Origin of the sequence: Streptomyces sp. NPDC053474, assembly GCF_044544845.1 — a bacterium.
Classification (GTDB): Bacteria; Actinomycetota; Actinomycetes; order Streptomycetales; family Streptomycetaceae; genus Streptomyces.
In genome coordinates this window covers 1-26,108 of record NZ_JBITXV010000009.1, presented here as the reverse complement: position 1 = coordinate 26,108, position 26,108 = coordinate 1, and the positions used below count along the sequence as shown (strand labels likewise).

Annotated in this window: 24 protein-coding genes and 2 pseudogenes; 16 read left to right on the top strand and 10 right to left on the bottom strand. The window is 71.5% G+C overall.

Annotation, left to right across the window (positions count from 1 at the left end):
* Nucleotides 1-16: 16 nt before the first annotated feature.
* On the bottom strand, nucleotides 17-1,141 hold the full coding sequence (locus tag ACIG3E_RS21920) for a hypothetical protein (protein ID WP_399619830.1): 1,125 nt from the start codon (nucleotides 1,139-1,141) through the stop codon (nucleotides 17-19).
* A gap of 274 nt (nucleotides 1,142-1,415) precedes the next feature.
* Here ACIG3E_RS21920 and ACIG3E_RS21915 point away from each other — a divergent pair, with 274 nt between their 5' ends.
* On the top strand, nucleotides 1,416-2,888 hold the full coding sequence (locus ACIG3E_RS21915; RefSeq protein WP_399618937.1) for an FG-GAP repeat protein: 1,473 nt from the start codon (nucleotides 1,416-1,418) through the stop codon (nucleotides 2,886-2,888).
* A 5-nt stretch (nucleotides 2,889-2,893) separates the two neighbouring features.
* On the opposite strand, the gene ACIG3E_RS21910 is transcribed toward ACIG3E_RS21915, so the two are convergent.
* From ACIG3E_RS21910 to ACIG3E_RS21900, 3 genes and pseudogenes are all read right to left on the bottom strand, one after another.
* Nucleotides 2,894-3,820 (bottom strand): NADP-dependent oxidoreductase, encoded by a 927-nt coding sequence (locus ACIG3E_RS21910; protein WP_399618934.1) that lies wholly within the window; start codon nucleotides 3,818-3,820, stop codon nucleotides 2,894-2,896.
* A 105-nt stretch (nucleotides 3,821-3,925) separates the two neighbouring features.
* Nucleotides 3,926-4,217, bottom strand: a pseudogene (locus ACIG3E_RS21905) (FAD-dependent monooxygenase); the annotation flags it as partial.
* Nucleotides 4,218-4,221: 4 nt separating this feature from the next.
* Nucleotides 4,222-5,115, bottom strand: coding sequence for an NADP-dependent oxidoreductase (locus ACIG3E_RS21900; RefSeq protein ID WP_399618932.1), 894 nt, complete (start codon nucleotides 5,113-5,115; stop codon nucleotides 4,222-4,224).
* 71 nt (nucleotides 5,116-5,186) lie between these two features.
* Between ACIG3E_RS21900 and ACIG3E_RS21895 the strand changes: the two genes are divergently transcribed.
* The 6 genes from ACIG3E_RS21895 to ACIG3E_RS21870 all read left to right on the top strand — a co-directional run bounded on the left by ACIG3E_RS21895 (nucleotide 5,187) and on the right by ACIG3E_RS21870 (nucleotide 10,943).
* Nucleotides 5,187-5,756, top strand: coding sequence for a TetR/AcrR family transcriptional regulator (locus ACIG3E_RS21895; RefSeq protein WP_399618929.1), 570 nt, complete (start codon nucleotides 5,187-5,189; stop codon nucleotides 5,754-5,756).
* Nucleotides 5,753-6,217 (top strand): hypothetical protein, encoded by a 465-nt coding sequence (locus tag ACIG3E_RS21890; protein ID WP_399618926.1) that lies wholly within the window; start codon nucleotides 5,753-5,755, stop codon nucleotides 6,215-6,217. The genes ACIG3E_RS21895 and ACIG3E_RS21890 overlap by 4 nt, the downstream gene beginning before the upstream one ends.
* A gap of 470 nt (nucleotides 6,218-6,687) precedes the next feature.
* Nucleotides 6,688-7,704 carry a hypothetical protein gene (locus ACIG3E_RS21885; protein WP_399618923.1) on the top strand — a complete coding sequence of 339 codons (1,017 nt, stop codon included), beginning with the start codon at nucleotides 6,688-6,690 and terminating at the stop codon, nucleotides 7,702-7,704.
* 109 nt (nucleotides 7,705-7,813) lie between these two features.
* Nucleotides 7,814-9,340 carry an amino acid permease gene (locus tag ACIG3E_RS21880; RefSeq protein ID WP_399618920.1) on the top strand — a complete coding sequence of 509 codons (1,527 nt, stop codon included), beginning with the start codon at nucleotides 7,814-7,816 and terminating at the stop codon, nucleotides 9,338-9,340.
* 110 nt (nucleotides 9,341-9,450) lie between these two features.
* On the top strand, nucleotides 9,451-10,251 hold the full coding sequence (locus ACIG3E_RS21875; protein WP_399619827.1) for a GNAT family N-acetyltransferase: 801 nt from the start codon (nucleotides 9,451-9,453) through the stop codon (nucleotides 10,249-10,251).
* A gap of 74 nt (nucleotides 10,252-10,325) precedes the next feature.
* Nucleotides 10,326-10,943 carry an HdeD family acid-resistance protein gene (locus ACIG3E_RS21870; protein WP_399618917.1) on the top strand — a complete coding sequence of 206 codons (618 nt, stop codon included), beginning with the start codon at nucleotides 10,326-10,328 and terminating at the stop codon, nucleotides 10,941-10,943.
* A gap of 17 nt (nucleotides 10,944-10,960) precedes the next feature.
* Here ACIG3E_RS21870 and ACIG3E_RS21865 read toward each other — a convergent pair whose 3' ends face one another.
* Complete coding sequence (locus ACIG3E_RS21865; protein WP_399618914.1) at nucleotides 10,961-11,446, bottom strand: hypothetical protein; 486 nt, start codon at nucleotides 11,444-11,446, stop codon at nucleotides 10,961-10,963.
* 184 nt (nucleotides 11,447-11,630) lie between these two features.
* Here ACIG3E_RS21865 and ACIG3E_RS21860 point away from each other — a divergent pair, with 184 nt between their 5' ends.
* A complete protein-coding gene (locus ACIG3E_RS21860; protein ID WP_399619824.1) occupies nucleotides 11,631-12,728 on the top strand; it encodes a MerR family DNA-binding transcriptional regulator in 1,098 nt (365 codons plus the stop codon).
* Nucleotides 12,729-12,800: 72 nt separating this feature from the next.
* Here ACIG3E_RS21860 and ACIG3E_RS21855 read toward each other — a convergent pair whose 3' ends face one another.
* Together ACIG3E_RS21855 and ACIG3E_RS21850 are read right to left on the bottom strand one after the other, a co-directional pair.
* Nucleotides 12,801-13,514 (bottom strand): class I SAM-dependent DNA methyltransferase, encoded by a 714-nt coding sequence (locus tag ACIG3E_RS21855; RefSeq protein WP_399618911.1) that lies wholly within the window; start codon nucleotides 13,512-13,514, stop codon nucleotides 12,801-12,803.
* 124 nt (nucleotides 13,515-13,638) lie between these two features.
* Nucleotides 13,639-14,031, bottom strand: a complete 393-nt coding sequence (locus tag ACIG3E_RS21850; protein WP_399618908.1) for a winged helix-turn-helix transcriptional regulator — start codon at nucleotides 14,029-14,031, stop codon at nucleotides 13,639-13,641.
* Between the two features lie 214 nt (nucleotides 14,032-14,245).
* Between ACIG3E_RS21850 and ACIG3E_RS21845 the strand changes: the two genes are divergently transcribed.
* Nucleotides 14,246-15,151 carry an NADP-dependent oxidoreductase gene (locus ACIG3E_RS21845; RefSeq protein ID WP_399618905.1) on the top strand — a complete coding sequence of 302 codons (906 nt, stop codon included), beginning with the start codon at nucleotides 14,246-14,248 and terminating at the stop codon, nucleotides 15,149-15,151.
* Between the two features lie 57 nt (nucleotides 15,152-15,208).
* On the opposite strand, the gene ACIG3E_RS21840 is transcribed toward ACIG3E_RS21845, so the two are convergent.
* Nucleotides 15,209-16,486, bottom strand: coding sequence for a hypothetical protein (locus tag ACIG3E_RS21840; RefSeq protein ID WP_399618902.1), 1,278 nt, complete (start codon nucleotides 16,484-16,486; stop codon nucleotides 15,209-15,211).
* 300 nt (nucleotides 16,487-16,786) lie between these two features.
* On the opposite strand from ACIG3E_RS21840, the gene fdh reads away from it, so the two are divergent.
* The 6 genes from fdh (at nucleotide 16,787) to ACIG3E_RS21810 (ending at nucleotide 24,200) form a co-directional block, all read left to right on the top strand.
* The gene (gene fdh / locus ACIG3E_RS21835) at nucleotides 16,787-20,032 is read left to right on the top strand and encodes a formate dehydrogenase (RefSeq protein ID WP_399618899.1); all 3,246 of its coding nucleotides are present in this window, start codon (nucleotides 16,787-16,789) and stop codon (nucleotides 20,030-20,032) included.
* The gene (locus ACIG3E_RS21830) at nucleotides 20,029-20,886 is read left to right on the top strand and encodes a 4Fe-4S dicluster domain-containing protein (RefSeq protein WP_399618896.1); all 858 of its coding nucleotides are present in this window, start codon (nucleotides 20,029-20,031) and stop codon (nucleotides 20,884-20,886) included. Before fdh ends, ACIG3E_RS21830 begins: the two co-directional genes overlap by 4 nt.
* A complete protein-coding gene (gene nrfD, locus ACIG3E_RS21825) occupies nucleotides 20,883-21,839 on the top strand; it encodes an NrfD/PsrC family molybdoenzyme membrane anchor subunit (RefSeq protein WP_399618893.1) in 957 nt (318 codons plus the stop codon). The genes ACIG3E_RS21830 and nrfD overlap by 4 nt, the downstream gene beginning before the upstream one ends.
* Before the next feature lie 50 nt (nucleotides 21,840-21,889).
* Entirely contained in the window at nucleotides 21,890-22,408 is a 519-nt protein-coding gene (locus ACIG3E_RS21820; RefSeq protein WP_399619821.1) for a cysteine hydrolase family protein, read from the top strand.
* A gap of 22 nt (nucleotides 22,409-22,430) precedes the next feature.
* Nucleotides 22,431-23,390: a TIGR03557 family F420-dependent LLM class oxidoreductase gene (locus ACIG3E_RS21815; protein WP_399618890.1), complete on the top strand. Its 960-nt coding sequence runs from the start codon at nucleotides 22,431-22,433 to the stop codon at nucleotides 23,388-23,390.
* Between the two features lie 363 nt (nucleotides 23,391-23,753).
* On the top strand, nucleotides 23,754-24,200 hold the full coding sequence (locus ACIG3E_RS21810) for a GNAT family N-acetyltransferase (RefSeq protein WP_399618887.1): 447 nt from the start codon (nucleotides 23,754-23,756) through the stop codon (nucleotides 24,198-24,200).
* 536 nt (nucleotides 24,201-24,736) lie between these two features.
* Here the strand turns inward: ACIG3E_RS21810 and ACIG3E_RS21805 are convergent.
* Both ACIG3E_RS21805 and ACIG3E_RS21800 read right to left on the bottom strand, forming a co-directional pair.
* Nucleotides 24,737-25,180 (bottom strand): DUF2267 domain-containing protein, encoded by a 444-nt coding sequence (locus tag ACIG3E_RS21805; protein WP_399618884.1) that lies wholly within the window; start codon nucleotides 25,178-25,180, stop codon nucleotides 24,737-24,739.
* 132 nt (nucleotides 25,181-25,312) lie between these two features.
* Entirely contained in the window at nucleotides 25,313-25,744 is a 432-nt protein-coding gene (locus ACIG3E_RS21800; protein WP_399618882.1) for an Hsp20/alpha crystallin family protein, read from the bottom strand.
* Nucleotides 25,745-25,871: 127 nt separating this feature from the next.
* On the opposite strand from ACIG3E_RS21800, the pseudogene ACIG3E_RS21795 reads away from it, so the two are divergent.
* Nucleotides 25,872-26,108, top strand: a pseudogene (locus tag ACIG3E_RS21795) (type III effector protein); the annotation flags it as partial.

The following is a 26,108-nucleotide window of genomic DNA, read 5'->3' as shown; positions in this document are numbered from 1 at the left end:
CCGTCCGGCACCGCCGTCACGACCGGGTTGCGACCCCGCATCCGTCCCCGCCGCCCTGCCGCATGCGGGTGTCCATGGACGTGCTCCGGTCGTACGGGTCGACCTCGGGGCCGTCCGCGGCGCCAGGGGCGGTGCGTTCGGAGCCGAACTTCGGGGTGAAGTAGCCGGTGGCGTTGTCGCAGCCTCCGTTGGTGTAGTCCGCCTTGTACGACACCAGGGAGAACGTGCCCGGCTCGGTGATGACCTTCGCCGGGTTGTCCCAGCTCATCACCACTTCCCTCCGGACGACGGTGCGCACGACCTCGTCGCTGCCCTTCACGGCCCGGTCGCTTCCCCCCGCGGCCCGTACGACCGGATAGACGTACGTGACGTCGCTGACGACCTCCAGCGCGCCGCGCTTGCCCTCCCGGAAGGTGAGCCGCCCACGCGTCTTCACCACGTCACCGGCGAGCCGCACCTCGGCCTTCGGGAAGCGGCTGAAGAGCAGCAGGGGGTCGTTCTTCCGGCTGGGGGTGTCGAAGGCGGTGGCCAGGTAGTCCTGAACGTCCTGCTGGCGCGGGTTGATCAGCGCGATCGCCTTCGTGGGCCGCTGCCCCCGCAGCACACCCTCGTCCAGGCTGGACAGGGCGAGGAAGTCCCGGCTGTGCGCGAGCGCCCGCGCGACCTGGTCCTTGCTCATCCAACCGGTCGCCCGCGCCTGCGGCACGTGGATCCCCGCCGCCCCGTCGCTCCATCGCGCCGCCGGAGAGCCCCTGAACGGCCGGTCCACGGTGGGCAGTTGCTCCGCCTCCCGTGCGGGTGCCTGCTTCGGGCGTTCCGTTTCGGCGGCGAGGGGCTTGTCCTCTCCGCCCCCGTCGTCGCTCCCGAACCAGCCAGACACCTGTCCCGAAGCCAGCGCCACCACCAGCAGGACGGCCGCCACCAGCAGCCCGACCACGTACCAGGCCTTACCGCCCGTTCGCCGCGAGGTGGGCTGGTGCGTCCGCCACCCGTCCGGTGGACCGGGCTCCTCCCGAATGCGCCGCCCCACCATCCTGGCCCGCGCCGACGGCTCCTGCGGTGCGCCCGCGCTCCCGGCCTCGGCGTCCCGCAGGAAGCGCTCCCACTCCTCGTCCGATATCTTCCTGTCCCCACTCACGATGCGCTCCGCGCCCTCCCCGCCCTCTAACCCCTCGGACCTTTGTTCCCTTACTCCATCACACCGCTTCACCGCACCGCCACAAACCCCTAGGGCCGGAGGAACGCGCTGCGGCAGGCGGCAGTTCCCCTTGGCCCAGGCGTCCCACCAATCGCTCCGGCGCAGGCCGGGCCGCCATGAACCCGGCCCCAACCCCCGGTGAACTCCGTACAACCAGCCCCGCCCCTCGGCGGTCAGACCGGATAGTCCTCATCCCGTCGACCGAGGGGGAGCCTCCGTGCCACACAGCCGCCGCATCCTCACGTACGCCATCGCAGTCGCCGCCGCGGTCACCACGGGGCTCGTGCTCCCGTCCGGTGCCTCCGCTGCCGCGCCCCGCGCCACCACGAGTGACTTCAACGGCGACGGCTACGCGGACCTCGCCGTCGGCGTCCCGGACGGGACCGTCGGGGGCCGGGCCAAGGCCGGGTACGTGAACGTCGTCTGGGGTGGTCCGAGGGGCGTCGGTGCCCACGGGAGCGTCCGTGTCACCCAGGCCACCCCCGAGGTCCCCGGCACCCCGGAGGCGGGTGACCGCTTCGGCGCGTCCGTGGTCCTGACCGACCTCAACGGCGACGGCATCGCGGAACTGCTCGTCGGTGCCCCGGGTGAGGACGTCACCGACCGCGGTACGGACGCGGGTACGGTCATCGCCATAGGCGGCTCGCGGAACGGGCCGGGGCCGGGGTCGACGGTCCTGACCGGGCCGTCGCCGTCGGCCGCGTACGGCAAGTCGGTCGCGGCGGCCCACCTCACCGGCGGCGCCGACAAGACGATCGTGGTCGGCGGCACGGACAAGGTCGTCGCCCGTGTCATCCAGGGTGAGGACAGCATGGTCACCACCGTCGTCGCCGCCCCCATGGGCGGCCGCGCCCCCGTGCTGGCCACCGGTGACTTCGACAGCGACGGTACGGCGGACCTGGGCGTGGCGTACTGGACCGCCGGCCGGCCCAGCACGCAGTCCCACGTACGCCTGTGGAAGTGGGACGCCGACCGGTCCGAGATGGCCAACTTCTGGAACACGGACAACGCCGGTGTGACCGCCCTGGCAGCCGGTGACTTCGACGGCGACGGCCACGACGACCTGGCGCTCGGCGAGTGCCGTGAGATCGCCGACGAGAACATCGACGACCCGTGCGGGCCCGAAGGACTCGCCAAGGGCGGCGGCATCCACGTCCACTACGGAAGCCGCGCGGGCGGCGGCTCCTTCGGCAGCCGCGCCCAGACCCTCAACCAGGACACGCCGGGCGTCCCGGGCGTCGCCGAGGACGGCGACCGCTTCGGCGCCTCCCTCGCCGTCGCCGACGTCGACCGCGACGGCCGCGACGACCTGATCGCGGGCGCCCCCGGTGAGGCCATCGGCAGCGAGGCGGGGGCGGGCGCCACCTGGCTGCTGCGCGGCGACGCCCGGGGCCTGCTCGACGCGGGCGGCGCCGCCAGGTCCGTCTCCTGGAACCAGGACACCTCCGGCGTCCGGGGCGTCGCCGAGGCGGGCGACGCCTTCGGCGCGGCGGTCGCCGCGGGCGACTACGACGCCGACCGCGTACCGGATGTCACGGTCGGATCCCCCGGCGAGAACGCCTCCTTGGGCGCCGCGTGGCTCTTCCCCAAGGGTGCGGCCGGTGGCTCGCTGGCCTTCTCGCCCCGCACGCTCGGCCTCCCGGACCTCTCCACGGCACAGAAGTACGGGAAGCCGCTGAGCAGTCGCTGAGGCCGTCAGGGCACGGTGATGACGATCTTGCCGCGGGCGTGGCCGGAGGCGCTCACGTCATGAGCCGTGGCCGTTTCCTTCAGCGGGAACACGCCGTGCAGCAGGACGGTGAGAGCGCCGCGGTCGGCGAGATCGGCCGCCAGCGGCAGTCCTGCCCAGCCGGGCGACTCCCCTGCCGGGGAGCGGGAGAAGCGCACCCCGTGGCGGTCGGCGTCGAAGTCCGCGATGGTCACCACGCGGTCCGGGTCGCCGACGAGCGCCACCAGTTCGGCGAGGGAGCCCTTGCCTGCCGCGTCCAGAACCACGTCGACTCCGCGCGGAGCCAGTGGGACGAGGCGGTCGGCGAGGCCCGCCCCGTAGGTGACCGGGACGACGCCGAGCCGGTCGAGGAAGGCGTGGTTGCCCTGGCTCGCGGTGCCGATCACGGTGAGGCCGCGGGCCCGGGCGAGTTGCGCGGTGATGGTGCCGACGCCTCCGGCGGCACCCTCGATCAGCAAGGTCATGCCCTCGGCGGCGCCCAGGGCCTCCAGGACGCGCGTGGCCGTGTCGACGTTGCCCGCGGCACCGCCCGCTTCCTCGAAGGACCACGACCGGGGCTTGGGCGCCCATGCCGCGAGGACGGCGTACTGGGCCGCGGCGCCTCCCTGGTCGGCGACCGGTACGAGGCCGAAGACCTCGTCTCCCACGGCGGCGCCGGTCACCCCCTCCCCCACCTCGTCGACCACTCCGGCGGCGTCCATGCCGGGGATGTGGGGGAAGTCCAGGGTGGCGATGCCCCGCAGCATCCCCGTACGCAAGTACCAGTCAGCGGGAGTGACACCGGTGGCACGCACCGCGATGCGGACCTGACCCGGCCCGGCGTGCGGCTCTTCGGCCTCCTCCACGCGGAGGACTTCGGAACCGCCGTAGCGGTGGTATCGCACAGCGAACACGGACAACCTCCGTAGCTGGTGAAAGTGGTTCAGGAGGAGCGCTGGCCGACGCTCCCTCTCCGGGGCTCCGTCAGAGCTGCGGCCCTGTCAGATCCCCGCTTGCTCGCCGCCGGTGAAGAAGTCGACCAATTCGTGGCGGCCCTCGGCGAGGGCGCGGACGCCGGTGGCCTTGTGGGCCCCAACGGACGGTGCCGTACGGGAGTGAGTCCAGCAGGAGGTGGCGCAGCTCGCCGCGCCGCGCCTCGGGGCGATCGTCCGTGCCGTCCTCGTCCGTCAGGTCGGCTGCCTTGAGGGCGAGTTGGCCGGTGTGGTCGTGGATGTCGAGCATCCCGCCCTGCGCACGCGCCGCCGGAGAGGGGTCCGCTTCGTAGACCGTGACCGGGATGTCATGGAGGTGCGGCTCAGACCACGATGACCCGGCGCCCGCGCGTGTGCCCCGCCTGGCTGTCCATGTGTGCCGTCGCCGCCTCGGCGAGCGCGTACGACTTCTCCACCGGGATGTGGAGCTTTCCGCGCCGGACGAGGTCGACGACCGCGACGAGGGCTCGCGGCACGTCCCCGGTCACGCCGGAGAACCGGACGCCGAGGTCCGGCGCGCCGCGGTCGGCGATGGAGACCACCTTGTCCGGGTCCCCGGTCAGTTCGACGAGCTCGCGGACCACGCCCGATCCTGCGAGGTCGAGTGCCGCGTCGACCTGGCCGAGTTGCCGCACCCGCTCGACCCAGCCCTCGCCGTACGTCGTGGCGAGGGCGCCCAGGCTTCGCAGGTAGTCCAGGTTCGCGGCCCCGGCCGTGCCGATCACCGTGATGCCCCGGTCGCGGGCGATCTGCAGGGCCGCCGAGCCGACTCCCCCGGACGCCCCGCTGACCAGCAACGTCTGCCCGGGCCGCACCCCGACCTGGCCGATGACGCGCAGCGCGGTCTCCACCACGGAGGGGTACCCGGCCGCTTCTTCGAAGGTCAGGCCTTCCGGTAGCGGAGCCCAGGCCGTGAGCACGGCGAGCTCGGCATAGGTGCTCGAACCCCGCCCGAACACGCGGTCGCCGACCTCGACACCGTCGACCCCCTCACCGACCTCGTCCACCACCCCGGCGGCGTCCTGCCCGACCCCGGCGGGCAACTCGATCGGGCGGACCTGCTGGAACTGGCCTTCGCGGATCCGCCAGTCGACGGGGTTCACGCCCGCCGCCCGCACGGCGACGCGTATCTGGCCGGGGCCCGCATGGGGCTCCTCGGCGTCTTCGAGACGGAGAACATCGGGACCGCCGAACGCGGCGAAGCTCACTCTCTTCATGCGAGCGACCGTAACACTAACGGTTAGTGTTTAAAAACAGATACGCCTTTGGATTTGGTAGTGTCAGCTTCATGACCGTGCCGACCGGACGCCGCGAACGCAAGAAGGCCGCGACCCGCCAGAAGATCGCCGACACCGCTCTACGGCTCTTCCTGGAACGCGGATACGACGCGGTGGGCATCCGCGACGTGGCCGCCGAGGCCGACGTGGCCGTCACCACGCTGTTCTCCCACTTCGCCTCGAAGGAGGCGCTGGTCTTCGAGCAGGACGACGACTTCCGCCAGCGCCTCACGCAGGCGGTCTCCGGGCGCGCGCCGCACGAGCCGCTCATCCCCGCCCTGCGCCGCGAGATCCAGGCCATGCTCCGGCACTGCACGGCGGACGGCACCGCCGCGATCTACCGCATGATCGACGAGTCGCGCGCCCTGCGGGAGTACGAGGAGTCGATGCGCCTGCGTCACGCGGAGGCGCTGGCGACAGCCCTCATCGCAGCCCCCGACCTGCCCCAGAGCGCGACCGCCTGCCGGACGATCGCCAGGTTCGTGATCGAGGCCTACGCCCTGGCCCGCGAGGCGGCCGACCCGGAGGCCGCCGTGGAGGAGATCTTCCGGATGATCGAGGCGGCGTGGGACGTCGCGTGACCTCCACGAGCAGGCGTCAGAGCGGACCACCGCACCTGGGTTTGAGCATCGGCGACTACCTGGCCCGGCTGGTCCAGGGGGACGCCAGCGGTCTGCGCGCGCGGGCGGTGGACGCGCCCCCCGGCGTCATGTTCCTCGAAGCCGCGGGCATCACCGTCAAACCCACCCGCGAGCACGCCGTCGCCCTCAAGGACCTGCATTGTCCAGCCAGTCTTGGCGGGTCCACGGCGAACCTCCGCGCGCTCTTGGTGAGCAGCCACGCGCCCCAGCGTCGGGCCGTACGGCCGGTCCCGCTCCTGTTCAGCCGTCCGCGCACGGCCCGCGTCGACCGGCGCCGCCGCCGCGCGTGCGGGACGTGGCGCCCAGGGCCGGGCACGGAGTATGCCCAGGTCATCGAGGTCTGGCCGCTTCCGTGGAAGGCGGCGGCCCCGTTGGCCGTGCCCGCGAGTACAGGAGCGTGAGCGTGCGGACCGCGGCCGCGCGCCGTCTGGGGGCCGCGGTCGGCGGGGCCGGTCACGGATGGTGACGCCCGCTCACCGCATGGCTCAAAACTGTTGCTGAGCAGCCGGACAATTTTTGGGATCCTCTGGTCATGCGCCTCTCCAGGCACTTAAGTACCTGTCAGGCAGTCGCTACCAGCCAAGAGCGACAGCCCTCGGGCGGGTGATGAGCCAGCGGCCGTCTCCGCTCTGTTCGTCCGCCCTTCGCATGACCCGTGTCACCCGCCCCAACTGTCCGAGGAGTCCTCCGCCTATGGCCGCCAGCGCACACCATTCGGTGTCGTGCTTACACCAACCGGCGAGCCGTAGCGCTGACGTCGGGCAGTGCCGTGTGAACCGGCCGATTGCCGCGTGAAGGAGCTCCTACCGCCAGGACGCCCCACCCAGGAGAGCCAGCCGAAGGCGCACGGCTCCGGCCGGGAGGCGCGCTGATGGCGAGCTCGAACCCCGCCGGTCGTGACACGGACCTGTACGCGGCGGTGCAGGACATTCAGGCGGGTTACTGGATGCAGATGCGGCAGGTGCTGGCCCGGACGGGCACCTGGCCGCAGTGGACGTCCCGTACGCAGGTCCTTGGGGTCGTCGCGGCTCAGAACAACGTCGTGGAGTTATGGCTGGAAGAGGAACCGGAGAGCCTCGCCGCCCGGGTGATGTACGCCAGGGTCGCCACCGAGCGGGTCCTGCAAGCCCACCGCGGGCACCGGGCGCACGACCCCCGGCAGGCACGCGACCTGGAGACGCTGGCAGACCGGGCCCGGCAGGCGTGCCACAGGGCGGGCGAGGGAAACCCCGACGACGCCGTGCCCTGGATCTGCCGTCTGGCCCTGGCCGAAACGGACACCAACGGACGGTACCCCGAGCATCACACGCCTCCGCCGCCGCATGAGTACCTGCTGCCCCGCGGGCCATGGGGACTTCTCGGGGAAGTACACCGCCGGGACCCGTTCAACCGCGAGGCGTGGCACCGCATGTCCCAGGCGCTCCAGGCCCACCCGGGCCCCGCGGGCCGTCAGGCGGTCGCGACGGACTTCGCCCGCTGGGCGGTCTCGTTCGCGCCGCCCGACTCGCCCCTGCTTCTGCTGCCCCTCTACGCCCGTGTCCAGGAGCACCGGGAGCGACGGGACAAGGGCGCCGAGGTCACGCTGAACCTCCTGTGGACCAGGGAGGACACCACCCGGGCCGTCACGAAGGCGTTCGAGGGCTGGTTCCGGACGTGCGATCCGGCCACCAGTTCCCAGCTGGATCTCAACTACCTCGCGTACGCACTGGCGAGGGGCGGCTTCGTCCAGTGGGCATCCGAAGTGTTCGACGCCATCGGCGACTTCGCCACGCCCGCCCCGTGGCAGTTCGACGCCCGGTACCCCAACGACCAGTGGCAGAAGGCGTTCGAGGAGGACCGCGACGCCTGTCTGAGAGCACACCCGCGGCACCCGGGGCGACACCCGTGACCGTCGGCCCGGCCCCTCGGCGGGCTCCACCCCGTCCCGTCGGCGGCCCGCCAGGGCCCCGCCTGCACGCCCTCTTCCAGCTCCTTCAGCTTTCCTGTGCGGAGAACCAATGACTTCGGTAAGAGCATGGCGCCAGCGGCCGCACCCGGTCGATGACGACGGGGAGGACGCGCGCATCCTCCAATCGCTGGGCTACACCCAGCAACTGCACCGCCGCATGGGGGCGTTCGGCAACTTCTCCGCCTCCCTGTCGGTCATCTCGATCATGTCGGGGACCCTGCTCCTGTTCGGCTACGGCCTGAACACGGGCGGCCCCGCGGTGATCATGTGGGGGTGGCTCGCCGTCGGGCCGCTGGTGCTGTGCCTGGCCGCGGCCCTGGCGGAGATCACCTCTCGCTACCCCACCAGCGGCGGCCTGTACTACATGGCCCGCCAGCTCGGCGGCGAGCGGTGGAGCTGGTACACCGGCTGGCTCAACCTCCTGGGCCTGCTCGGCGGAATCGCCGCCCAGGACTACGGCATCGCGACGTTCACCGCCGCGTGGATGAACCTGCAGTTCGACTACACGCCGACCCCGGGCTCCCTGCTCGCCCTGTACGCGGTCATCCTCGCACTGCACGCGGTCCTGAACCTCTTCGGCACCCGGCTGATGAACATCCTGACGTCCGTGAGCGCCTGGTGGCACCTGGCGGGGGCCGTCGTCATCATCGGCTCCTTGGCGCTCGTGCCCTCCGACCACCAGTCGGCCGGCTTCGTCTTCTCCGAGTTCACCAACAACACCGGCTGGAGCGCCCCGGTGTACGTGGTCCTGCTGGGCATGCTCCTGCCGGTCTTCGCCCTGGCGGGCTACGACACCTCGGCCCATCTGAGCGAGGAGACCAACCACGCCTCCGTCGCCGCCGCCCGCGGGATCTTCCGCTCGGTGACGGTGTCCTGGATCGCGGGCGGCGTCCTCCTGGTGACGCTGCTGTTCGCCATCCAGGACTACGCCGCGACCTTGAACAGCCCGACCGACGTGCCCGTGGCGCAGATCCTGCTGGACGCCCTCGGCATGGCCGCGGCCAAGGCCCTGCTCCTCGTGATCATCGTGGCCCAGTTCCTGTGCGGCTACACCGTGACCGCCAGCGCCAGCCGGATGATCTACGCCTTCGCCCGGGACGGCGCCCTGCCCGGATCGGCGCGCTGGAAGAAGGTCAGCCGCCGCACCGCCATCCCCGCCAACGCGGTCTGGCTCGCGGTCGTCGTGGCGTTCGTGCTCGCGCTGCCTTCCTTGTACTCCTCGACGGCCTTCTCGGCGGTGACCGCCATCTCGGTCGTGGGATTCACCTCGGCCTACGCCATCCCGGTGCTGCTGCGGCTGCTCCACCGCGACCGCTTCTCCCCCGGGCCCTGGCACCTGGGCCGCTGGAGTCGGCCGATCGGCTGGGTGGCGGTGGTGTGGGCGGGGGCGGTCACGGTCCTGTTCCTGCTGCCGCAGAGCAGCCCGATCACCGCCACCACCTTCAACTACACGCCTGTGGCGGTAGTGGTGGCCTTTCTCATAGCCGCCCTGTGGCGGCGCTTCGGACGCAGTGCCTACCACGTGCCCCGCTCCAGCTCCCCCGCCGAGGACAAGCAGTTCGAAGGCATCATCTGATGGCCGCGACACCGCGGGCCGCGGGTGCGGTCCCCGGCGGCCCCTCGGCGCCGGAGCCGTCCGCTCCCGGCCCCGACACCTCCACGACCTCAACGATCCCTGGGAGTACGGTGACCGGCCTCACGGAGTCCATCGAATCGGCGCAGCAGCTCGCCGTCGCCTGGCGTGCCATGGTGCTCGACCGCGACGCGCACGCGGATGTGCGCGACCTCCCCGGCATCGCCGTCCGCTGGGCCGACTCCCCCTTCGCGTTCTGGAACTGCGTCACCCTGACCGAGCCCGGAGCGGGGGCCGATCTCGCCGCACGGCGCCTGAGCGAGGCGGCCGACATCATGCGTACGAAGAAGCACCCGGGCTTCTTGTGGCTCTTCGAGGACCTCCTCGACGAGGAGGCGCGCGCCGCGCTGGCCCCGGCGGCCGAGCGGGCCGGGCTGCGGTACGCCTTCCCCGGCAGGGGCATGGCCGGAGACCTGCTGCCCGTCCCCGACCCGGTCCACCCGGACCTGACGTTCGTGCGGGTGCACACCGACGAGCACCTGCGGGCCTACGCGGACCTCCAATCGCGCGCCTACGGCCTCCCCTTGGAGGAGACCCGCGAGGGCCTGGTCGGTTCCGCGCGCTGGAAGAGCGAGATGTACGCCTACTTGGCCATGCGGGGCGACGTGCCGGTGGCGTGCGCCGCTACGGTCGAAGCGCAGGGGCGCCTCTTCGTCGCCTTCGTCGCCACCGACCCGCGGTGGCAGCGCCGGGGCTACGGCGAGGCCGTCACCCGCAAGGCACTGCACGAGGGTGCCCGCGCCACCGGGCTGACCCGCGCCACGCTGCACGCGACGGCCGCCGGGGCCCCCGTGTATCCGCGTATCGGTTTCACGCCGAACTCTCCCATCCACTTCTACGACCTGAAGGAATGAGCCCACGGAGCGGCCCACGGCTCCTCGGCGGAGATAACTCGGCATTCAGTGGAAATTCGTACATAATTAGACATATGGAACGCATGGATGAGGTGGGCCACCTCCGTCGGGGTGGCCCGGGCAATCCCCTGGAGCGGCTGGGCAAGGTCGCGTGGCAGGCCCTGATGCTGTTGGGCTTCGCCGCGATCGCGATCGGCGTGGTCGCGCTGGTATGGCCGGACCGGACCCTGCTGGTGCTGGGTGTGCTGTTCGGCATCTACCTGTTGATCAGCGGCCTGGTGGAGATCGTGGCCGCGTTCGGCACCTTCGTCAGCGCCGGGATGCGCGTCCTGCTCATCGTCACCGGCGCGCTGTCGATGGCCCTGGGCCTGCTCTGCTTCCGCAACTCGCTGCACAACTCGGTACTCCTGCTGAGCCTGTGGATCGGCATCGGCTTCCTGATGTACGGCATCGCCACCATGGTGACCGCCGCCGAGATGCACAGCGGCTGGGGCGTGTTCCTGGGCCTGCTGGCCACCGCCGGCGGCGTCATCGTCCTCGCCTGGCCCATCGGCTCCATCGTCACCCTGGCGGTCTTCACCGGCATCTGGCTCATCGCGGTCGGCCTGACAGAAGTGATCCACGCCTTCACCCTGCGGGGCCTGGTGCGCTCGGCCGGTAGCTCCAGGAGGCACGCGACCGCTGGGGTGTGAGCGCGGGGCTGCACCGGTCAGTCCGGCCGGGTGCGCCGCTGCCGGTCGTACTCCGCCCAGTCGTCCGGCGGATACGTCGCCTGCGGCGCGGCGAGAGCCACGTCGACCTCGAGCGCGAGGTCCCCGTCGAAGAAGCCGTCCAGGTCACGGAGCCGCTCCAGAGCGCGTACGACGTCCTCGCCCAGCGGGCGCGCCATGCGGTCCACGCCCGACGGCACCGCGAGCATGCCCTTGCGGACCATCCGTACCGTGTGGTCGGCCTCCGCGTCCAGGCTCAGCGAGATGTACCCGACGCCCAGGGCGACGCCCTTCAGTGCCCTGCGTACGCCCTCGCACAGGTCCCTGATCCCGTGCATCGTCTGCATCGGACCACCCGCGGAGTGGTCCCCGCCCGGGTTCGGCCCGTACCGCTCCTCCAAGCGGCGCCGCTCGCCCTCCAACAGGCCGAGCACCTCACTCAGCAGACGGCCCACATGCCCCAGTTCACCAAGATCGTGCTTCACGATGTCCCTCCCCACGCGGCCCGCCCGGGCCGCATGACCCCACCGTCACCACCTCGCAGCCGATGCACAAGACCGGCATCCGGACGGGAGTCCGTCCAGGGCGCTCCCACGCCTCGTGGAGGCGGCTCTTGACCCTCACGTGACGTGAGGCCTCATAGTCGGTGCCGTGAAAGATCACTGGACTGTGGGGCGCGTGGCCGAGCTGGCTGGCGTGAGCGTCCGCACACTGCATCACTATGACGAGATCGGGCTCGTGCGGCCCTCGGCACGGACCGCGGCCGGGTACCGGGCCTACGCGGCGGGCGACGTGGAGCGGCTGCGCGAAGTGCTGGCCTATCGGCGGCTGGGCTTCGGGCTGCGGGAGGTCGCGGAGCTGGTCGGCGACCCGTCCACCGACGCGGTCGCACGCCTGCGTCGGCTGCGCGGCCTGCTGCTGGAGCGGCGTGACCGCGCCGACGCCATGGTGGCGGCCATCGACAGGGAACTCACGACACAGGCGAAGGGACTGAAGGTGACACCGGAGGAGCAACTGGAGATGCTGGGCGCACGGCTGTACGACACGATCGGCGGCGCGTACACCGCGACGCGCCGTACCGAACCGCGCATCGCCGAGCGGATCTGGGACGCGCTCGGCGACGCGCGGACGGTCCTGAACGTCGGGGCGGGCACCGGCTCCTACGAGCCCGCCGATCGCGAGGTGACCGCGGTGGAGCCGTCGGCAGTCATGCGGGAGCAGCGGCCCGCCGGAGCGGCTCCGTGCGTGGCCGCCGCCGCGGAGAACCTGCCCTTCGAGGACCAGACCTTCGACGTCGCGATGGCCGTCTCCACCGTTCACCACTGGGGGGACCCGATAGCGGGGCTGCGGGAGATGCGCCGCGTGGCCCGCCGCGTGGTGGTGCTGACGTTCGACACCGACGAGCCCGGCTGGCCGGACCGGTTCTGGCTCACCCGCGACTATCTGCCCGAGTTCGCGGCCGTCCTCGCGGAGTTTCCCTCGCTCGCCGGGATGGCCGACGCGATCGGCGCCCGCGCCGAGCCGGTGCCCGTCCCGTGGGACTGCGCTGACGGCCTGTTCGAGGCGTACTGGCGCCGACCGGCGGCGTATCTGCAGGATGACGTGCGCCGTGCGGTGTCGGTGTGGACGCGGGTCGGGCCGGAGGCCGAAGAGCGGGCGGTACGAAGCCTGGGTGACGACCTCCGTTCCGGCCGGTGGGCCGAGCGGAACGGTGACCTCGCCGACCTCGACGCGGCGGATCTCGGCCTCCGCCTGCTCGTGGCGTGAACGGCCACCGGCCGCGGCCGTGTCGGGGTTACGTCCGCTGACGCGACCGGTCGTCCGGGGGCGGCGGGCCGGTCACCTGCGGACGTACTGGCGGAACAGCACGCCCGTACCCGGTCCGGGCAGCGGCCGGAACCCCGCTCGCTCCAGGAGCCGACCGGCCTCCTCCTCAGAGAACACGCGGTAGGTGGAGTGCTGATGTGCCAGCACGGTGTCGTCCCGCAGGACGAAGTAGTCCTTGACGATCCGCCCGTCGCCGCCGTCCTGAACGTGCTGGACGTAGCGGAGCCCACCGGGCAGCGAGCGCTCCGCGGAGCGATGTGCTTCCTGGACGGACAGCAGCAACAGCCCTCCCGGCCGCAGGGCGGCGGCGAGACGTTCCAGCCCCGCGCTGTTCTCGTCGTCCCGCAGCAGGTGGCTGCCCAGGTGGGCGCCGTCCTGGTCGGCGAGCCAGAGCCAGACCCCGCCGACCGAGTACGCCACATCGAACGCGGGCTCCCACTCCGCGCTGACGATGTCCTGGTCGATGAGCCTCACCCGGTCGCCGAGCCGCGCTCGCGCCTGGGCCAGCATGCCCTGGGTGTGGTCGATGCCGGTGAGCCGCACCCCCGCGCGAGCGAGCCCCAACAGCCGCTCGCACACCAGCCCCGTCCCCACGCCCAGCTCCAGGACGTCCCGGCGATCACCGATGGCCGCCGCCAACTCGCGCGCGTAGGCGTCGTAGTCGTAGTACCCCGACGTCATGATGAGGTCGTAGTGCCGGGCTAGCTCTGCGTAGGAGTCGGCCACTGGAGGACGCTAGCGCGGTCCACCGCGCACCGGTAGGCGCGTGCTCGGCCTGCCCGGGCCGCGCACACCTCGGTCAGCGCCTCCCGAGGCACGCGGAGGTACGGCTCGTCCGGCGCGGCACGCGTCAACGCAGGTGCGCGTCAGCCGATGGAGGCGCCGCCGTCTCGCGGGCATCGAGGAGCTCGTCCCAGTGCTCGGTCGCCCATCGGCACGCGGCGGTCAGCGGCTCCAGCAGGCTGCGGCCCAGCGGCGTCAGCGCGTACTCCACCCGCAGTTTCGGATCGGCGTGCACGGTGCGTGACACGAACCCGCCCCGCTCCAAGCCGCGGAGCGACTGGGTGAGCACCTTCGGGGTGACGCGGCCCAGTGGTACGCGGAGTTCCGAGAATCTGCGCGGCCCGCCCTCCAGGCAGCGCAGGACCATAGGGGCCCATTTGTCACCGAAGCGGAAAGGCAGCAGCGAGGAGGGGCACAGCTCGTCGAAGAAGTCGGGTGGCAGCGGTGGCCGGTGTGTCACGCGGGTCTCCCGTCGCTGGTCTTGGTATCCAGCTGGTAACCGACCGTCTGGATACCTTCCAGAGCATCGACTCAACGGGAGGTATTCCGACGACGGGCAGGACCGTGGGTGTCGATGCGGGTGTCCGCCCCGCCTAACCGGCAACTTTGATGAACCGTATGACAGGCGTCGAACGAACGTCATCATTTCCACCTACAAAGGCAAGGCAGGACTTATGCGTGCAGCACGCTTCCATGAATACGGTGGGCCGGAGAGCCTGGTGGTCGAGCAGGCCCCCGACCCGCACCCCGGGCCGGGTGAGATCCGTGTCCGCACCGTGGCGGCCAGCGTCAATCCCATCGACTGGAAGCTGCGCGTCGGCGCCCTGCGCCAGTTGATTCCCCTGGAGCTGCCCGCCATCCCCGGGCGCGACGCCGTCGGCATGGTCGACGAAATCGGGACCGGAGTGCGGGGGGTGAGCATCGGCGACCGCGTCTTCGGCCTCGGCGGTGTCACCGGCGCGACCGCGGAGTTGGTCATCCTCTCGGCCTGGGCCCACGCCCCCGACACGTGGAACGACGAGCAGGCCGCGGGCGCCGGGCTCGCGTCCGTGACCGCCATGCGTGGCCTGAACGCGCTCGGCGCCCTCGCGGGACGCACCCTCCTCGTCGAGGGCGCCGCCGGAGGCGTGGGCAGCGCGGCAGTCGAGATCGCTGTGGCCCAAGGTGCCACCGTGATCGGGACGGCCAGCGAACGCAACCACGAGTTCCTCACCTCGCTCGGCGCCGTGCCCACCACGTACGGCCCCGGCCTCGCGCAGCGCCTCTCCGCTCTCGCTCCGCACGGCGTCGACATCGTGCTCGACACCGCGGCCTCCGGATCCCTGGACGACCTCGTCGCAATCGCGGGCGACCCGGCGCGCGTCGCGACGGTCGCCGACCACGCGGGTGGGCAGCGCCTGGGCACGCACGTGGTCAACGCGGAGAACGACCCCGCCCTCCTCTCCGCGGCCGCGGAACTGGGTCGGCAGGGCCGCTACACACCGCGTATCGAGCAGACCTACCCCCTGGAGCGGATCGCCGACGCCCACGCGCAAGCCGAGCGCGGACGCACCCGCGGAAAGATCGTGATCCGCATCTGAATCGTGATCCGCATCTGAGGGGCGCGGCGCGGATGCGCCCCTCACGGGGCGAGGCCGTCAGACCCGGGTCAGGTCATACGTGCCCGTGCCGTCCTGCCTGCCGCTGGAGTACTGGCGTATGAACTCCCCGTCCGCGTACCGGTCGTAGCCCATCATGGAGCCGGTGTACTTGTTCTGCACACCGATCTTCGGGCTGCCGGGTACGTCGCGGTAGATGTAGAACCGCTGGAGGTCGTCCTCCGCGCAGGGGAGCGTCTGCAGGACCGCCCGTTCGGTGGCCGGGTTCTGCGCGGCGATGATCGCGCACCCGCCGTTGCCCCAGTTCCACAGGGACGCCTCGATGACTCCGTTGCGCTCCGTCACGTTGCACAGGCGCCAGTTGTCCAGGTGGGCGCTGAAGATCGACGAGGGCCGCAGGCGGACACCGTCGGACGCCAGGACCGGCGCGCCCCAGGACAGGGGCTTGCCGGGTACGGCGATCTTGTAGACCTCGGCCTGGCAGTCGAGAGCGGCCCGCGCGCCACGCCCGGTGGCCTTGGGCTGTCCGGCGGGCGTGCCGCCGGTGCGGGCCGGGCGCTGAACGAGGCGGTCCCGCTTCTGCTTCGCCGTCGGCGCGACCGCACCCGCCGGGTACTCGGCCTTCGCGGCGGCCGAGCCGCAGTCGAGGAGGGTCTGCGCCTTGGCCATGATGCTGCCCGGGGGCACCTGGTCCTGGCAGCGCACCGCGCCTTCCTCAAGGGTGGTGTAGGTGGTGAAGTTGCCGCCGCCAGGCCCCTCGATCCACTTCAACGCCCAACTGCCGTCGCCCCCTTGGACACGGTTGCAGTTGAGGCTTCCGTACGTACCGGTGACCTTCTTGGTGCCCTTGTAGACACCGTAGTAGCCCGCCTGATGGAAGTTCCACGCGACCGAATTCGACTCGGTGCTGGTCGAGGTGTAGTCGACCTTGACGTTCAGGCCCACGCTCGTGCCGGCCTTGCTGAGGGTCTCGACGGCGAAACCGCCCTCGATGTTGCTGTTGAGGCCGACGGAGACCGAGATGGTCGTCTGGGTACTCGTGGTGACGGTCTGCTGGCCGGTGGTGCCCTCGGTGACGTACCAGCCCTTGAAGTGAGTGATCGTCGGCGCCACTTCGGTGGTCTTGATGTACGGGTGACGCGTGCCGAGGTCGGCCGCCGTACAGGTGTCGCCTGCCCGGGGCGATGACGTGTTGGTGGGTGCCGCGGCAGCCGGTGAGGCGGCGAGGCCCACGGCGGTGACCGCACAGGCGGCCACCGTAGCGGTCACTGCCGTGAGCGATCTGCCGACGCGACTGACGGGTCTTGTGGAGCGCATCGTTGCCCATTCCCCCTGGTCGTGTACATGCCTGGTCGGGGGCGAATGTAGCGGCCACAGGAGTGGGGGCGTGAGGCCGGAACTGGCCACCGCGTCATGGGGCCTCGTGGCTCCGCACCACACAGGCTTCCGCACATGACGAGCGCGCCCCACGTTTCACCCGCCCCCAGCCAGGTACCCCGTCTGCGGCCACAGCGTGCGGAGCGGCTCGGCGTGGCCAAGAATGGAGAACGCTGTGACCAGATTCCCGGGCGTCCCGGCACTGACCCGTCATCGGCCCGCTTTCTCCTGGGAGTCCGTATGGGTGTCACCGACCGATTCCGCGACTGGCCCGTCTACCGGCAGCTGACGGGGAGCGACCGTTCGGGCCGGGGCAGCGCTGTCGTGTCGGAGCGCACCGCCCGGCTGCGCTCGCGTACCGAGACGGCGGAGCGGGTGACCCAGTCCATCTGCCCGTACTGCGGCGTCGGCTGCGGCCAGCAGGTGTACGTCAAGGACGACAAGGTCGTGCAGATCGAGGGGGACCCCGACTCCCCCGTGAGCCGCGGCCGCCTGTGCCCGAAGGGCTCCGCGACGCTGCAGCTGACCACGGGGGCGGCCCGCCGCCACCAGGTGCTCCACCGGCGCCCCCACGGCACCGAGTGGGAGCCGCTCGATCTCGACACGGCCATGGACATGGTGGCCGACCGGGTCGTCGCGACCCGCCGCGCCACCTGGGAGTGGGAGCGGGACGGCGTGCGCACAGCCCGCACCATGGGCATCGCGAGCCTGGGCGGGGCCACGCTCGACAACGAGGAGAACTACCTGATCAAGAAGCTCCTCACCGGCCTCGGGGTCGTACAGGTGGAGAACCAGGCCCGCGTGTGCCACAGCTCCACGGTCGCCGGTCTCGGCGCGTCCTTCGGCCGCGGCGGCGCCACCACCTTCATGCAGGACCAGCAGCACTCCGACTGCGTCGTCATCCAGGGCTCGAACTACGCCGAAGCCCATCCGGTGGGCTTCCAGTGGGTGATGGAGGCCAAGGCCCGCGGCGCGACCGTCATCCACGTGGACCCCCGCTACACGCGCACGAGCGCGCTCGCCGATCTGTACGTGCCGCTGCGGGCGGGCAGCGACATCGTCTTCCTCGGCGGCATCATCAACCACGTCCTGACCGAGGAGAAGTACTTCCGCGAGTACGTCCTGCACTACACCAACGCCGCCACGCTGGTGAGCGAGGACTTCCGCGACACCGAGGACCTGGACGGCGTCTTCTCCGGTCTTGACGAGGACAAGCGCCACTACGACCAGCACAGCTGGCAGTACGAGGGCGTCCAGGTGCAGCAGCCGACCGGTGACGTCGACGAGCAGTACCACGACCGCGTCCACGCGGCGGGCGGCGCGGAGACCCACGGTTCCGGAGGGGCCCGTACCGCGCCGGACGCGCCCCGCGACCCGACGCTCCGGCACCCGCGCTGCGTGTTCCAGGTGCTCAGGCGCCACTTCGCCCGCTATACGCCCGACCTGGTGGAGAGCGTGTGCGGGGTGCCGCGCGAGACGTTCCTGCGGGTGTGTGACGCGCTGACCGACAACTCCGGCCCCGACCGGACCAGTTGCTTCGTCTACGCGGTCGGCTGGACCCAGCACACCACCGGTTCGCAGTACATCCGCACCGCGAGCATCCTCCAGCTCCTGCTCGGCAACATCGGACGGCCCGGCGGCGGGATCCAGGCGCTGCGCGGCCACGCCTCCATCCAGGGGTCCAGCGACATCCCGACCCTGTTCAACCTGTTGCCCGGCTATCTGCCGATGCCCCACGCCCACCAGGACCTGGACCTCGACCGGTTCATCGCCTCCTCCCGCACCGAGAAGGGCTTCTGGGCGGACATGCGGGCGTATTTCGTGAGCCTGCTCAAGGCCTACTACGGGGACGCCGCGCGGGCCGAGAACGACTTCTGCTTCGACCACCTCCCCCGGATCACCGGCTCGCACTCGACCTACGACACGGTCCTCGCCCAGCTCGACGGCGTCTGCAAGGGCTACTTCCTGATGGGGGAGAACCCGGCGGTCGGCTCGGCCAACACCCGTCTGCAACGCCTGGGCATGGCCGAGCTCGACTGGCTCGTCGTCCGTGACTTCTCCCTCATCGAGTCGGCCACCTGGTGGCAGGACGGGCCGGAGATCGAGAGCGGTGAGCTGCGCACGCGGGACATCGGCACGGAGGTGTTCTTCTTCCCGGCCGCGGCCCACACCGAGAAGTCCGGTTCCTTCACCAACACCAACCGGTGGGTCCAGTGGCATCACGCGGCCGTGGAACCCGAGGGCGACGCCCGCAGCGACCTGTGGTTCACGTACCACCTGGGCCGCCGCATCCGGGAGAAGCTGGCCGGTTCCGAGGACCCGATGGACCGTCCCATCCTCGACCTCGCCTGGGACTATCCCGTCAGTGGACCGCGGGACGAACCCGTCGCCGACGCGGTGCTCGCCGAGATCAACGGCCACGGCCCGGACGGCGGCCCGCTGTCCGCGTACACGGAGCTGAGGGACGACGGCTCGACGCGCTGCGGCTGCTGGATCTACTGCGGGGTGTACGCCGACGGCGTCAACCAGGCGGCCCGCAAGAAGCCGCAGTCCGAGCAGGACTGGGTGGCCGCGCAGTGGGCGTGGTCCTGGCCCGCCAACCGCCGCATCCTCTACAACCGGGCCTCGGCCGCCCCCGACGGCACGCCGTGGAGCGCGCGCAAGGCCTGCGTGTGGTGGGACCCGGACGCGGGCCGGTGGACCGGCCACGACGTCCCGGACTTCGTCCCGGACCGCCCGCCCGGGCACGTACCGGACACGGACGCCACGGGCGCGGACGCCCTGCGCGGCGACGATCCCTTCATCATGCAGGCCGACGGCAAGGGCTGGCTGTACGCGCCCGCGGGCCTGGAGGACGGCCCCCTGCCCACCCACTACGAACCCCAGGACTCGCCCTTCGACAACGCGCTGTACCCCCGGACGCCTCGCTCCCCGGTGCGGCAGGTCCTGCCACGTGACGGCAACCGCTACCACCCGAGCGGCACCGCCCCGGGCGCGGACGTCTACCCGTACGTCGTCACCACCCACCGGCTGACCGAGCACTTCACGGCCGGTGGGATGAGCCGCTGGTCGCCGTATCTGGCCGAGCTGCAGCCGGAGTTGTTCTGCGAGGTCTCCCCCGCGCTCGCCGCCGAGCGCGGTCTGGAGCACGGGGGCTGGGCGACGCTCGTCACCGCCCGCAACGCGATCGAGGCGCGCGTCCTGGTCACCGAACGCATGCGCCCCCTGACGGTCCAGGGCCACACCGTCCACCAGATCGGCCTGCCCTTCCACTGGGGCCCCAACGGCGTGGTCACCGGCGACGCCGCCAACGAACTCGTCGCCATCGCCCTCGACCCCAACGCGCACATCCAGGAGGACAAGGCGCTCACCGCCGACATCCGCCCCGGTCGCCGCCCCCGGGGGCCCGCGCTGCCGCGTCTGGTCGCCGACTACCGCCGCCGCGCGGGCATCAGTGACACCACCGGAACGGAGCCCCGGACATGAGCGAGGAAAGGGTCGGCTTCTTCACCGACACGTCCGTGTGCATCGGATGCAAGGCCTGCGAGGTGGCGTGCAAGGAGTGGAACGCCCTTCCCGAGGACGGCCTGTCCCTGACCGGCATGTCGTACGACAACACGCAGGCGCTCGGCGCGTCCAGCTGGCGGCACGTCGCGTTCATCGAGCAGGCCGCGCCGCAGGGGCGCACGCGACTCCCCCTCATCGAGGCCGATTCCGCGAAGGGGACCGCCGACCCCGGCCCTTCCGGGGCGGAGTCCTCCACGGAGATGCGCTGGCTGATGTCGTCGGACGTCTGCAAGCACTGCACCCACGCCGCCTGTCTCGACGTGTGCCCGACCGGTTCGCTCTTCCGCACCGAGTTCGGGACGGTGGTGGTCCAGGAGGACATCTGCAACGGCTGCGGTTACTGCGTGCCCGCCTGCCCCTACGGCGTCATCGAGCAGCGTCCCCACGACGGACGCGCCTTCAAGTGCACCCTGTGCTACGACCGCCTGGGCGCGGGCCAGGAGCCCGCGTGCGCCAAGGCCTGCCCGACCGAGTCGATCCGCTTCGGGCCCCTCGACGAGCTGCGGGAGCGGGCCGCGCTGCGCGTCGACGAGCTGCACGAGGCGGGGGTCGACGGGGCCCGCCTGTACGGACACGACCCCGAGGACGGAGTGGGCGGTGACGGAGCGTTCTTCCTGCTCCTTGACCGGCCCGAGGTCTACGGGCTGCCGCCGGACCCCGTGGTCACGACCCGGGACCTGCCCGCCATGTGGAAGCACGCGGCCGGGGCCGCGCTGTCGCTCCTGGGCGGCGTGGCGGCGGCGTTCGCGCTCACCGGCAGGAGGCGGCGATGACCTCTGAGAAGCCCGCGGTGGACGGGCGCCGCCGAAGCCGCCGTGGCGAACACCTCATGGTGCCCGAGGCCGAGTTCGACTCCTACTACGGCCGCCCCGTCATCAAGGCGCCCTCGTGGGCGGCTCCCGACATCGCGGGGTACTTCTTCTTCGGCGGCCTGGCCGGTGCGGGCTCCGTGTTCGCCGCGGCCGCCCAGCTCACCGGGCGCCCGCGCACGGCGACCGCCCTGAAGGTCTCCTCGCTGGCCGGTGTCTCCCTCTCCGTCGCCGCGCTCATCCACGACCTGGGCCGACCGGCCCGCTTCGCGCACATGCTCAGGGTCTTCAAGCCCACCTCGCCGATGAGCATGGGCTCCTGGCTGCTGAGCGCGTACGGCCCGGCGGCGGGGGCGGCCGCGGCCAGTGCCGTCACCCGGCGGCTGCCCGGGGCCGGGGCCGTGGCCACGGGGGCGGCGGCCCTGCTCGGCCCGGCCGTCGCCGCGTACACCGGCGTCCTGGCCGCGGACACGGCGGTGCCCGCGTGGCACGGCGCCCATCGCGAACTGCCCTACCTCTTCACGGCGTCGGCGGCGGCCGCTGCCGCCGGAATGGCCCTCGTCGTGGGTCCCGTACGGGAGAACGCCCCCGCACGCCGCGCCGCCGGGCTCGCCGCGCTCGCGGACACCGTGGTCGTCAAGGCGGCCGAGCGGCGTCTCGGGGTCGTCGCCGAGACGTACCGGCAGGGCCGGGCGGGCGCCCTCCTGCGGGCGGCGCGGGGACTCACCGCCGCCGGGGCCGCGGGCGCCGCCTTCGCGGGCGGCCGACGGCCCGTCGCGATCGCCTCCGGCCTGGCGCTGCTCGCGGGCTCCGCGTGCACGCGGTTCGGGGTGTTCGAGGCCGGGATGGCCTCGGCCCGCGACCCGAAGTACACGGTGGAGCCACAGCGCGCCCGCCTGGAGCGGCACGCACCGTGACCACCGACACGCCGGGCACCGACGCGCGGTGCGCCGTGATCGTGATCGACATGATCAACATGTACGACCACGAGGACGCCGAGCGGCTCCTGCCCGCGGCGCGGAGGATCGTGCCGGTCGTGGCCGACCTGCTCGCAGCGGCACGGGCCCGTGGCACCCCGGTGGTGTACGCCAACGACAACTTCGGGCAGTGGCGCTCCCACCACGGCGAGATCGTGGACGCGGCCCTGGCCGGTCCGCACGCCGATCTCGTCGCACCGATCGTGCCGGACGACGAAGCGCTGTTCGTGGTGAAGGCACGGCACTCCATCTTCTATGAGACGCCGCTGTCCTATCTGCTGCGGGAGCTGGGAGTGCGCCACGTGGTCCTGTGCGGTCAAGTGACCGAGCAGTGCGTGCTGTACTCGGCGCTGGACGCCCACATCCGGCACCTGGACGTGACGGTCGTCTCCGACGCCGTGGCGTCGATCCATCCCGAACTCGCCGACGCCGCCCTGGAAATGATGCGCACGAACATGGGCGCGCGCGTCGTCCGCGCTCAGGACGTCACGTTCGCAGGAGAAGAGTGAGCCGTCAGATGAGGAGCATATGATGCCGCGTTACGGATACTTCCTGGCGAGCGAGGAGTTCTCGCCCGCGCAGCTGCTCGACCAGGCCCGGGCCGCGGAGCAGGCCGGTTTCGACTGCCTTGCCCTCTCCGACCACTACCACCCGTGGACCGACGAGCAGGGCCAGAGCGCCTTCGTCTGGACCGTGATCGGCGCGCTCGCCCAGGTGACGTCGCTGCCCGTCACCACCTTCGTGACCTGCCCCACCGTGCGGATGCATCCGGCGATCAACGCCCAGGCCGCCGCGACCGCAGGCGTGATCACCAACAACCGCTTCCGATTCGGCGTGGGCACCGGGGAGGCGCTCAACGAGCACGTCCTGGGGGACGCGTGGCCCGCCGCGGACGTCCGCCTGGAGATGCTCGAAGAGGCCGTACAAGTGATCCGGAACCTGTTGACCGGGGACGAAGTCACCCATCGGGGCCGTCACTACACCGTGGAAAACGCCCGCTTGTACACGGTCCCGGACGAGCCGGTGCCGATCCACGTGTCGGGGTTCGGACCCAAGGCCGCCGCCCTGGCCGGGCGGATCGGCGACGGGTTCGTCACGATGACGCCGGACGAGGAGCTGGTCGGCCAGTTCCGCCGTTCGGGAGGCGGTCACAAGCCGGTCCTCGGCGGCCTCAAGGTGTGCTGGGGCACCGACCGGGAGGAGGCCGTCAAGACGGTGCACCGGATGTGGCCCACCCAGTTCCTGCCCGGCGAGCTCGGGCAGGTGCTTCCCACCCCCGCGCACTTCGAACAGGCGTCGACCCTCGTCACCCAGGAGGCCGTGGCCGAGGGCACGGTCTGCGGCGACGCCGTGGCCGAACACGCCCGCGCCCTCTCCGCGTACGCCGAGGCCGGATTCGACGAGGTGTACGTGGGCCAGATCGGCCCGGAGCAGCAGGGCTTCTTCGACTTCTACCGCAGCGAGGTGCTGCCGGGGCTGCGCGCGAACTGAGCGCGTCAGGCGCGGCCCCTGGCGGTTCCCGGCTGACCGGGCCGCGCGGCGGTTTCCTCGTTTCAGGGCCAGAGCTGGGGAGTTGAGCGGTTGTTGACCGGCCGTCCATCCGTGGGGGGCGTACTTGGCGTCGTTCCGTTCACGTACTTGGAGGTGTCACGGTGATCAGTCGGGTGATTCGAGTGGCGGCCGGTGTGGCGGCGGCCCTGGTGCTCGGCGCCGCGGGTGTGTCGGCTCACGCGGGGGCGGCTCCGCGCGCTGCGGCGGAGGTCACGGGGGTGGTTGCTCCTCAGGCCTGCGGCGCCACCCCCGCGAGCTGCACATGAAGGCCGCGGTTCCCCTTCGAGACCGGGCAGGCAGAGCATGACGGACATCGTGACGCGTCGGCTGCGGCTGCGCGGATTCAGTTGTGACGATGTGTCAGCTCTGGCCCGGTACCGCTCCGATGCCCGTGTGGCCCGCTACCAGACCTGGCGCTCGCCGATCGACCAGGCACAGGCGCAGGAGATCGTCGCCGGTTACCGCGAGGAGAAGCCCGAGGGCCCCGGCTTCTTCCAGTACGCGATCGAGCGGCACCGGCGGCCGGGCCTGATCGGTGACGTCGCCGTGCAGACCGAACCCGGCCTCGACCAGGCGGTGTTGGGCATCACGCTGGCACCGGACGTACGACATCGCGGCTACGCGACCGAAGCGATGACCGCCGTGGCCACCCGCCTCTTGGCCGCGGGAGTGCGACGGATCACGGCCGCGTGCGACGCCCGCAACACGGCGTCCGAGCGGCTCCTGCGGCGCGTGGGCTTCGAGCAATGAGGCCGACAGGAGCAGTACGTACAGCAGCGCGGCGTCCACGCCGACTTCCTGTTGTTCCAGCTGTCGCGTGAGCAGCTGCGCCGCCCCCGCCCCTCGTGACCTTCACGAACCGCATGAACGCGCCGGGAACCAACCGGGTCTCCACGGCAGTCACTGCGCGCGCCCGCGCGTAGATCACCAACAGCAGGACAAGATGGTAGATCCAGTCCGTCCGGGCACGCGTAGCGTGCCCGCCGATGAGAACGAAGGCGTCGTCGACGCCGTAGACGTACAGAGCTCGCGGGACGAGCAGGACGAGGCGGAGGAGCTCGAGGCGTAGCCCCGGGGTATTCGGCCAATCCTGTGTCCCGCGCGCATGGCCAACACTCCTGCGGGCACCCGATTGACCGGGCCCGCCGCGCTCCCCCGTCGCGGCGGGCCCGCCTGGCTGTTCACCTGGCGCGACGGCCGGGGGGCCGCGCCCGGCACGAGCCTCCTGACCGAGTTGGCCGCCCGCTTCGGCCCCCGTGTCCGTACCGCGCCGCGCGTCGGGTGGGTTAGGCGGCGGAGGTGAGTTCGGCTTGGCCGAACAGCAGGGCGTAGCCGTTGGGGAGTTGGTGGAGGATGCGGGTGATCAGGTCGGGTCCGGCGTGGGCGGTGACGGCGGCGAAGACGGAGCCGGTGTCCCAGCGGGTGGTGGCCGGGGAGGCGCCGGTGCGGGCGGCGAGGTCCTTGACGAAGGCCCAGCCGGTCAGTGGCTGGGTGTCGGGGATTTGTGCGGTCAGCACACGTGCGGCCTCCAGGGGCAGGCAGGCGGCCAGGTCGACGCGTTCGTCGCCGGTCAGCTGGCGTCCCAGCCCGGCGAGGACCAGGCGGACGGCGTCGTCGGCCCGCTCACGGGTGGGGTAGGCGCCCTCGTAGCGGACCTTCTCCAGCATCTGCTCGTACGCCGTCGAGTACGGCTGCTGGTGCTCAAGCGGTACGCGCACGTCGGAGATCACTGCGGTGTATGCCTTTCATGGAGCCGTGGGGGCGCCCGGTGCGGCACCCCGGTGTGGTCGTGGGGCTGGCCAGGGGGTGCGGAGGGCAGGGAGGGGCAGGTGTCCGTCCTCCGCACCTCGTCCGGGCTGGTGTCAGCCGGAGATTTCCTTGTGGGCGGAGCCGACGCCGATGGAGATCTTGCGGGGCTTGGCGCGCTCGGCGATCGGGATGCGCAGGGTGAGCACCCCGGCGTCGTAGTCGGCCTGGATGTGCTCGGTGTCCAGGGTGTCGGCGAGCACGATCTGGCGGGAGAAGACCCCCAGCGGCCGCTCGGACAGCTCGACCTTCACGCCGTCGCCCTTGGCCACCGGCCGCCGCTCGGCCTTGACGGTCAGCATGTTCCGCTCGACGTCGATGTCGATCGCGTCGGGGGTGACGCCGGGCAGGTCGAAGGCCACCACGTACTGATCGCCCTCGCGGTAGGCGTCCATCGGCATCACCGACGGCTTCGACCAGGTGCCCGGGCCCATCAGCTGCTGTGCCATCCGGTCCAGCTCGCGGAAGGGGTCAGTGCGCATCAACATCGTCAAACACCTCCAGCGGGTTCGGGCAGTTGCTGCCAATGCGCTGCACTGACACCGTTGTAACATGTCATCTAATGGATGACAATCACGATGTCGTCGACATGACGACAGATGGAGGGAGGTGCCCGTGACCGCAGCCGACCAGCCGCCCACGCCCCCTGCCGACACCCACAGCCCGGCGTCCTTCCTCGCCGCCGCGGCGGCCCTTACCGCCATCGACGACGCCCTGCGCCAGGCCCAGCACGCACCACCCGACACCCCCAGCCCCCACCCCGGCCCTGACCAGGCGCTGGCCTCCCTGATGCTGCTGCGGCAGGTACGCGAACAGCTCGCGGGCTGGGAGACCGGCCTGATCGAAACCGCC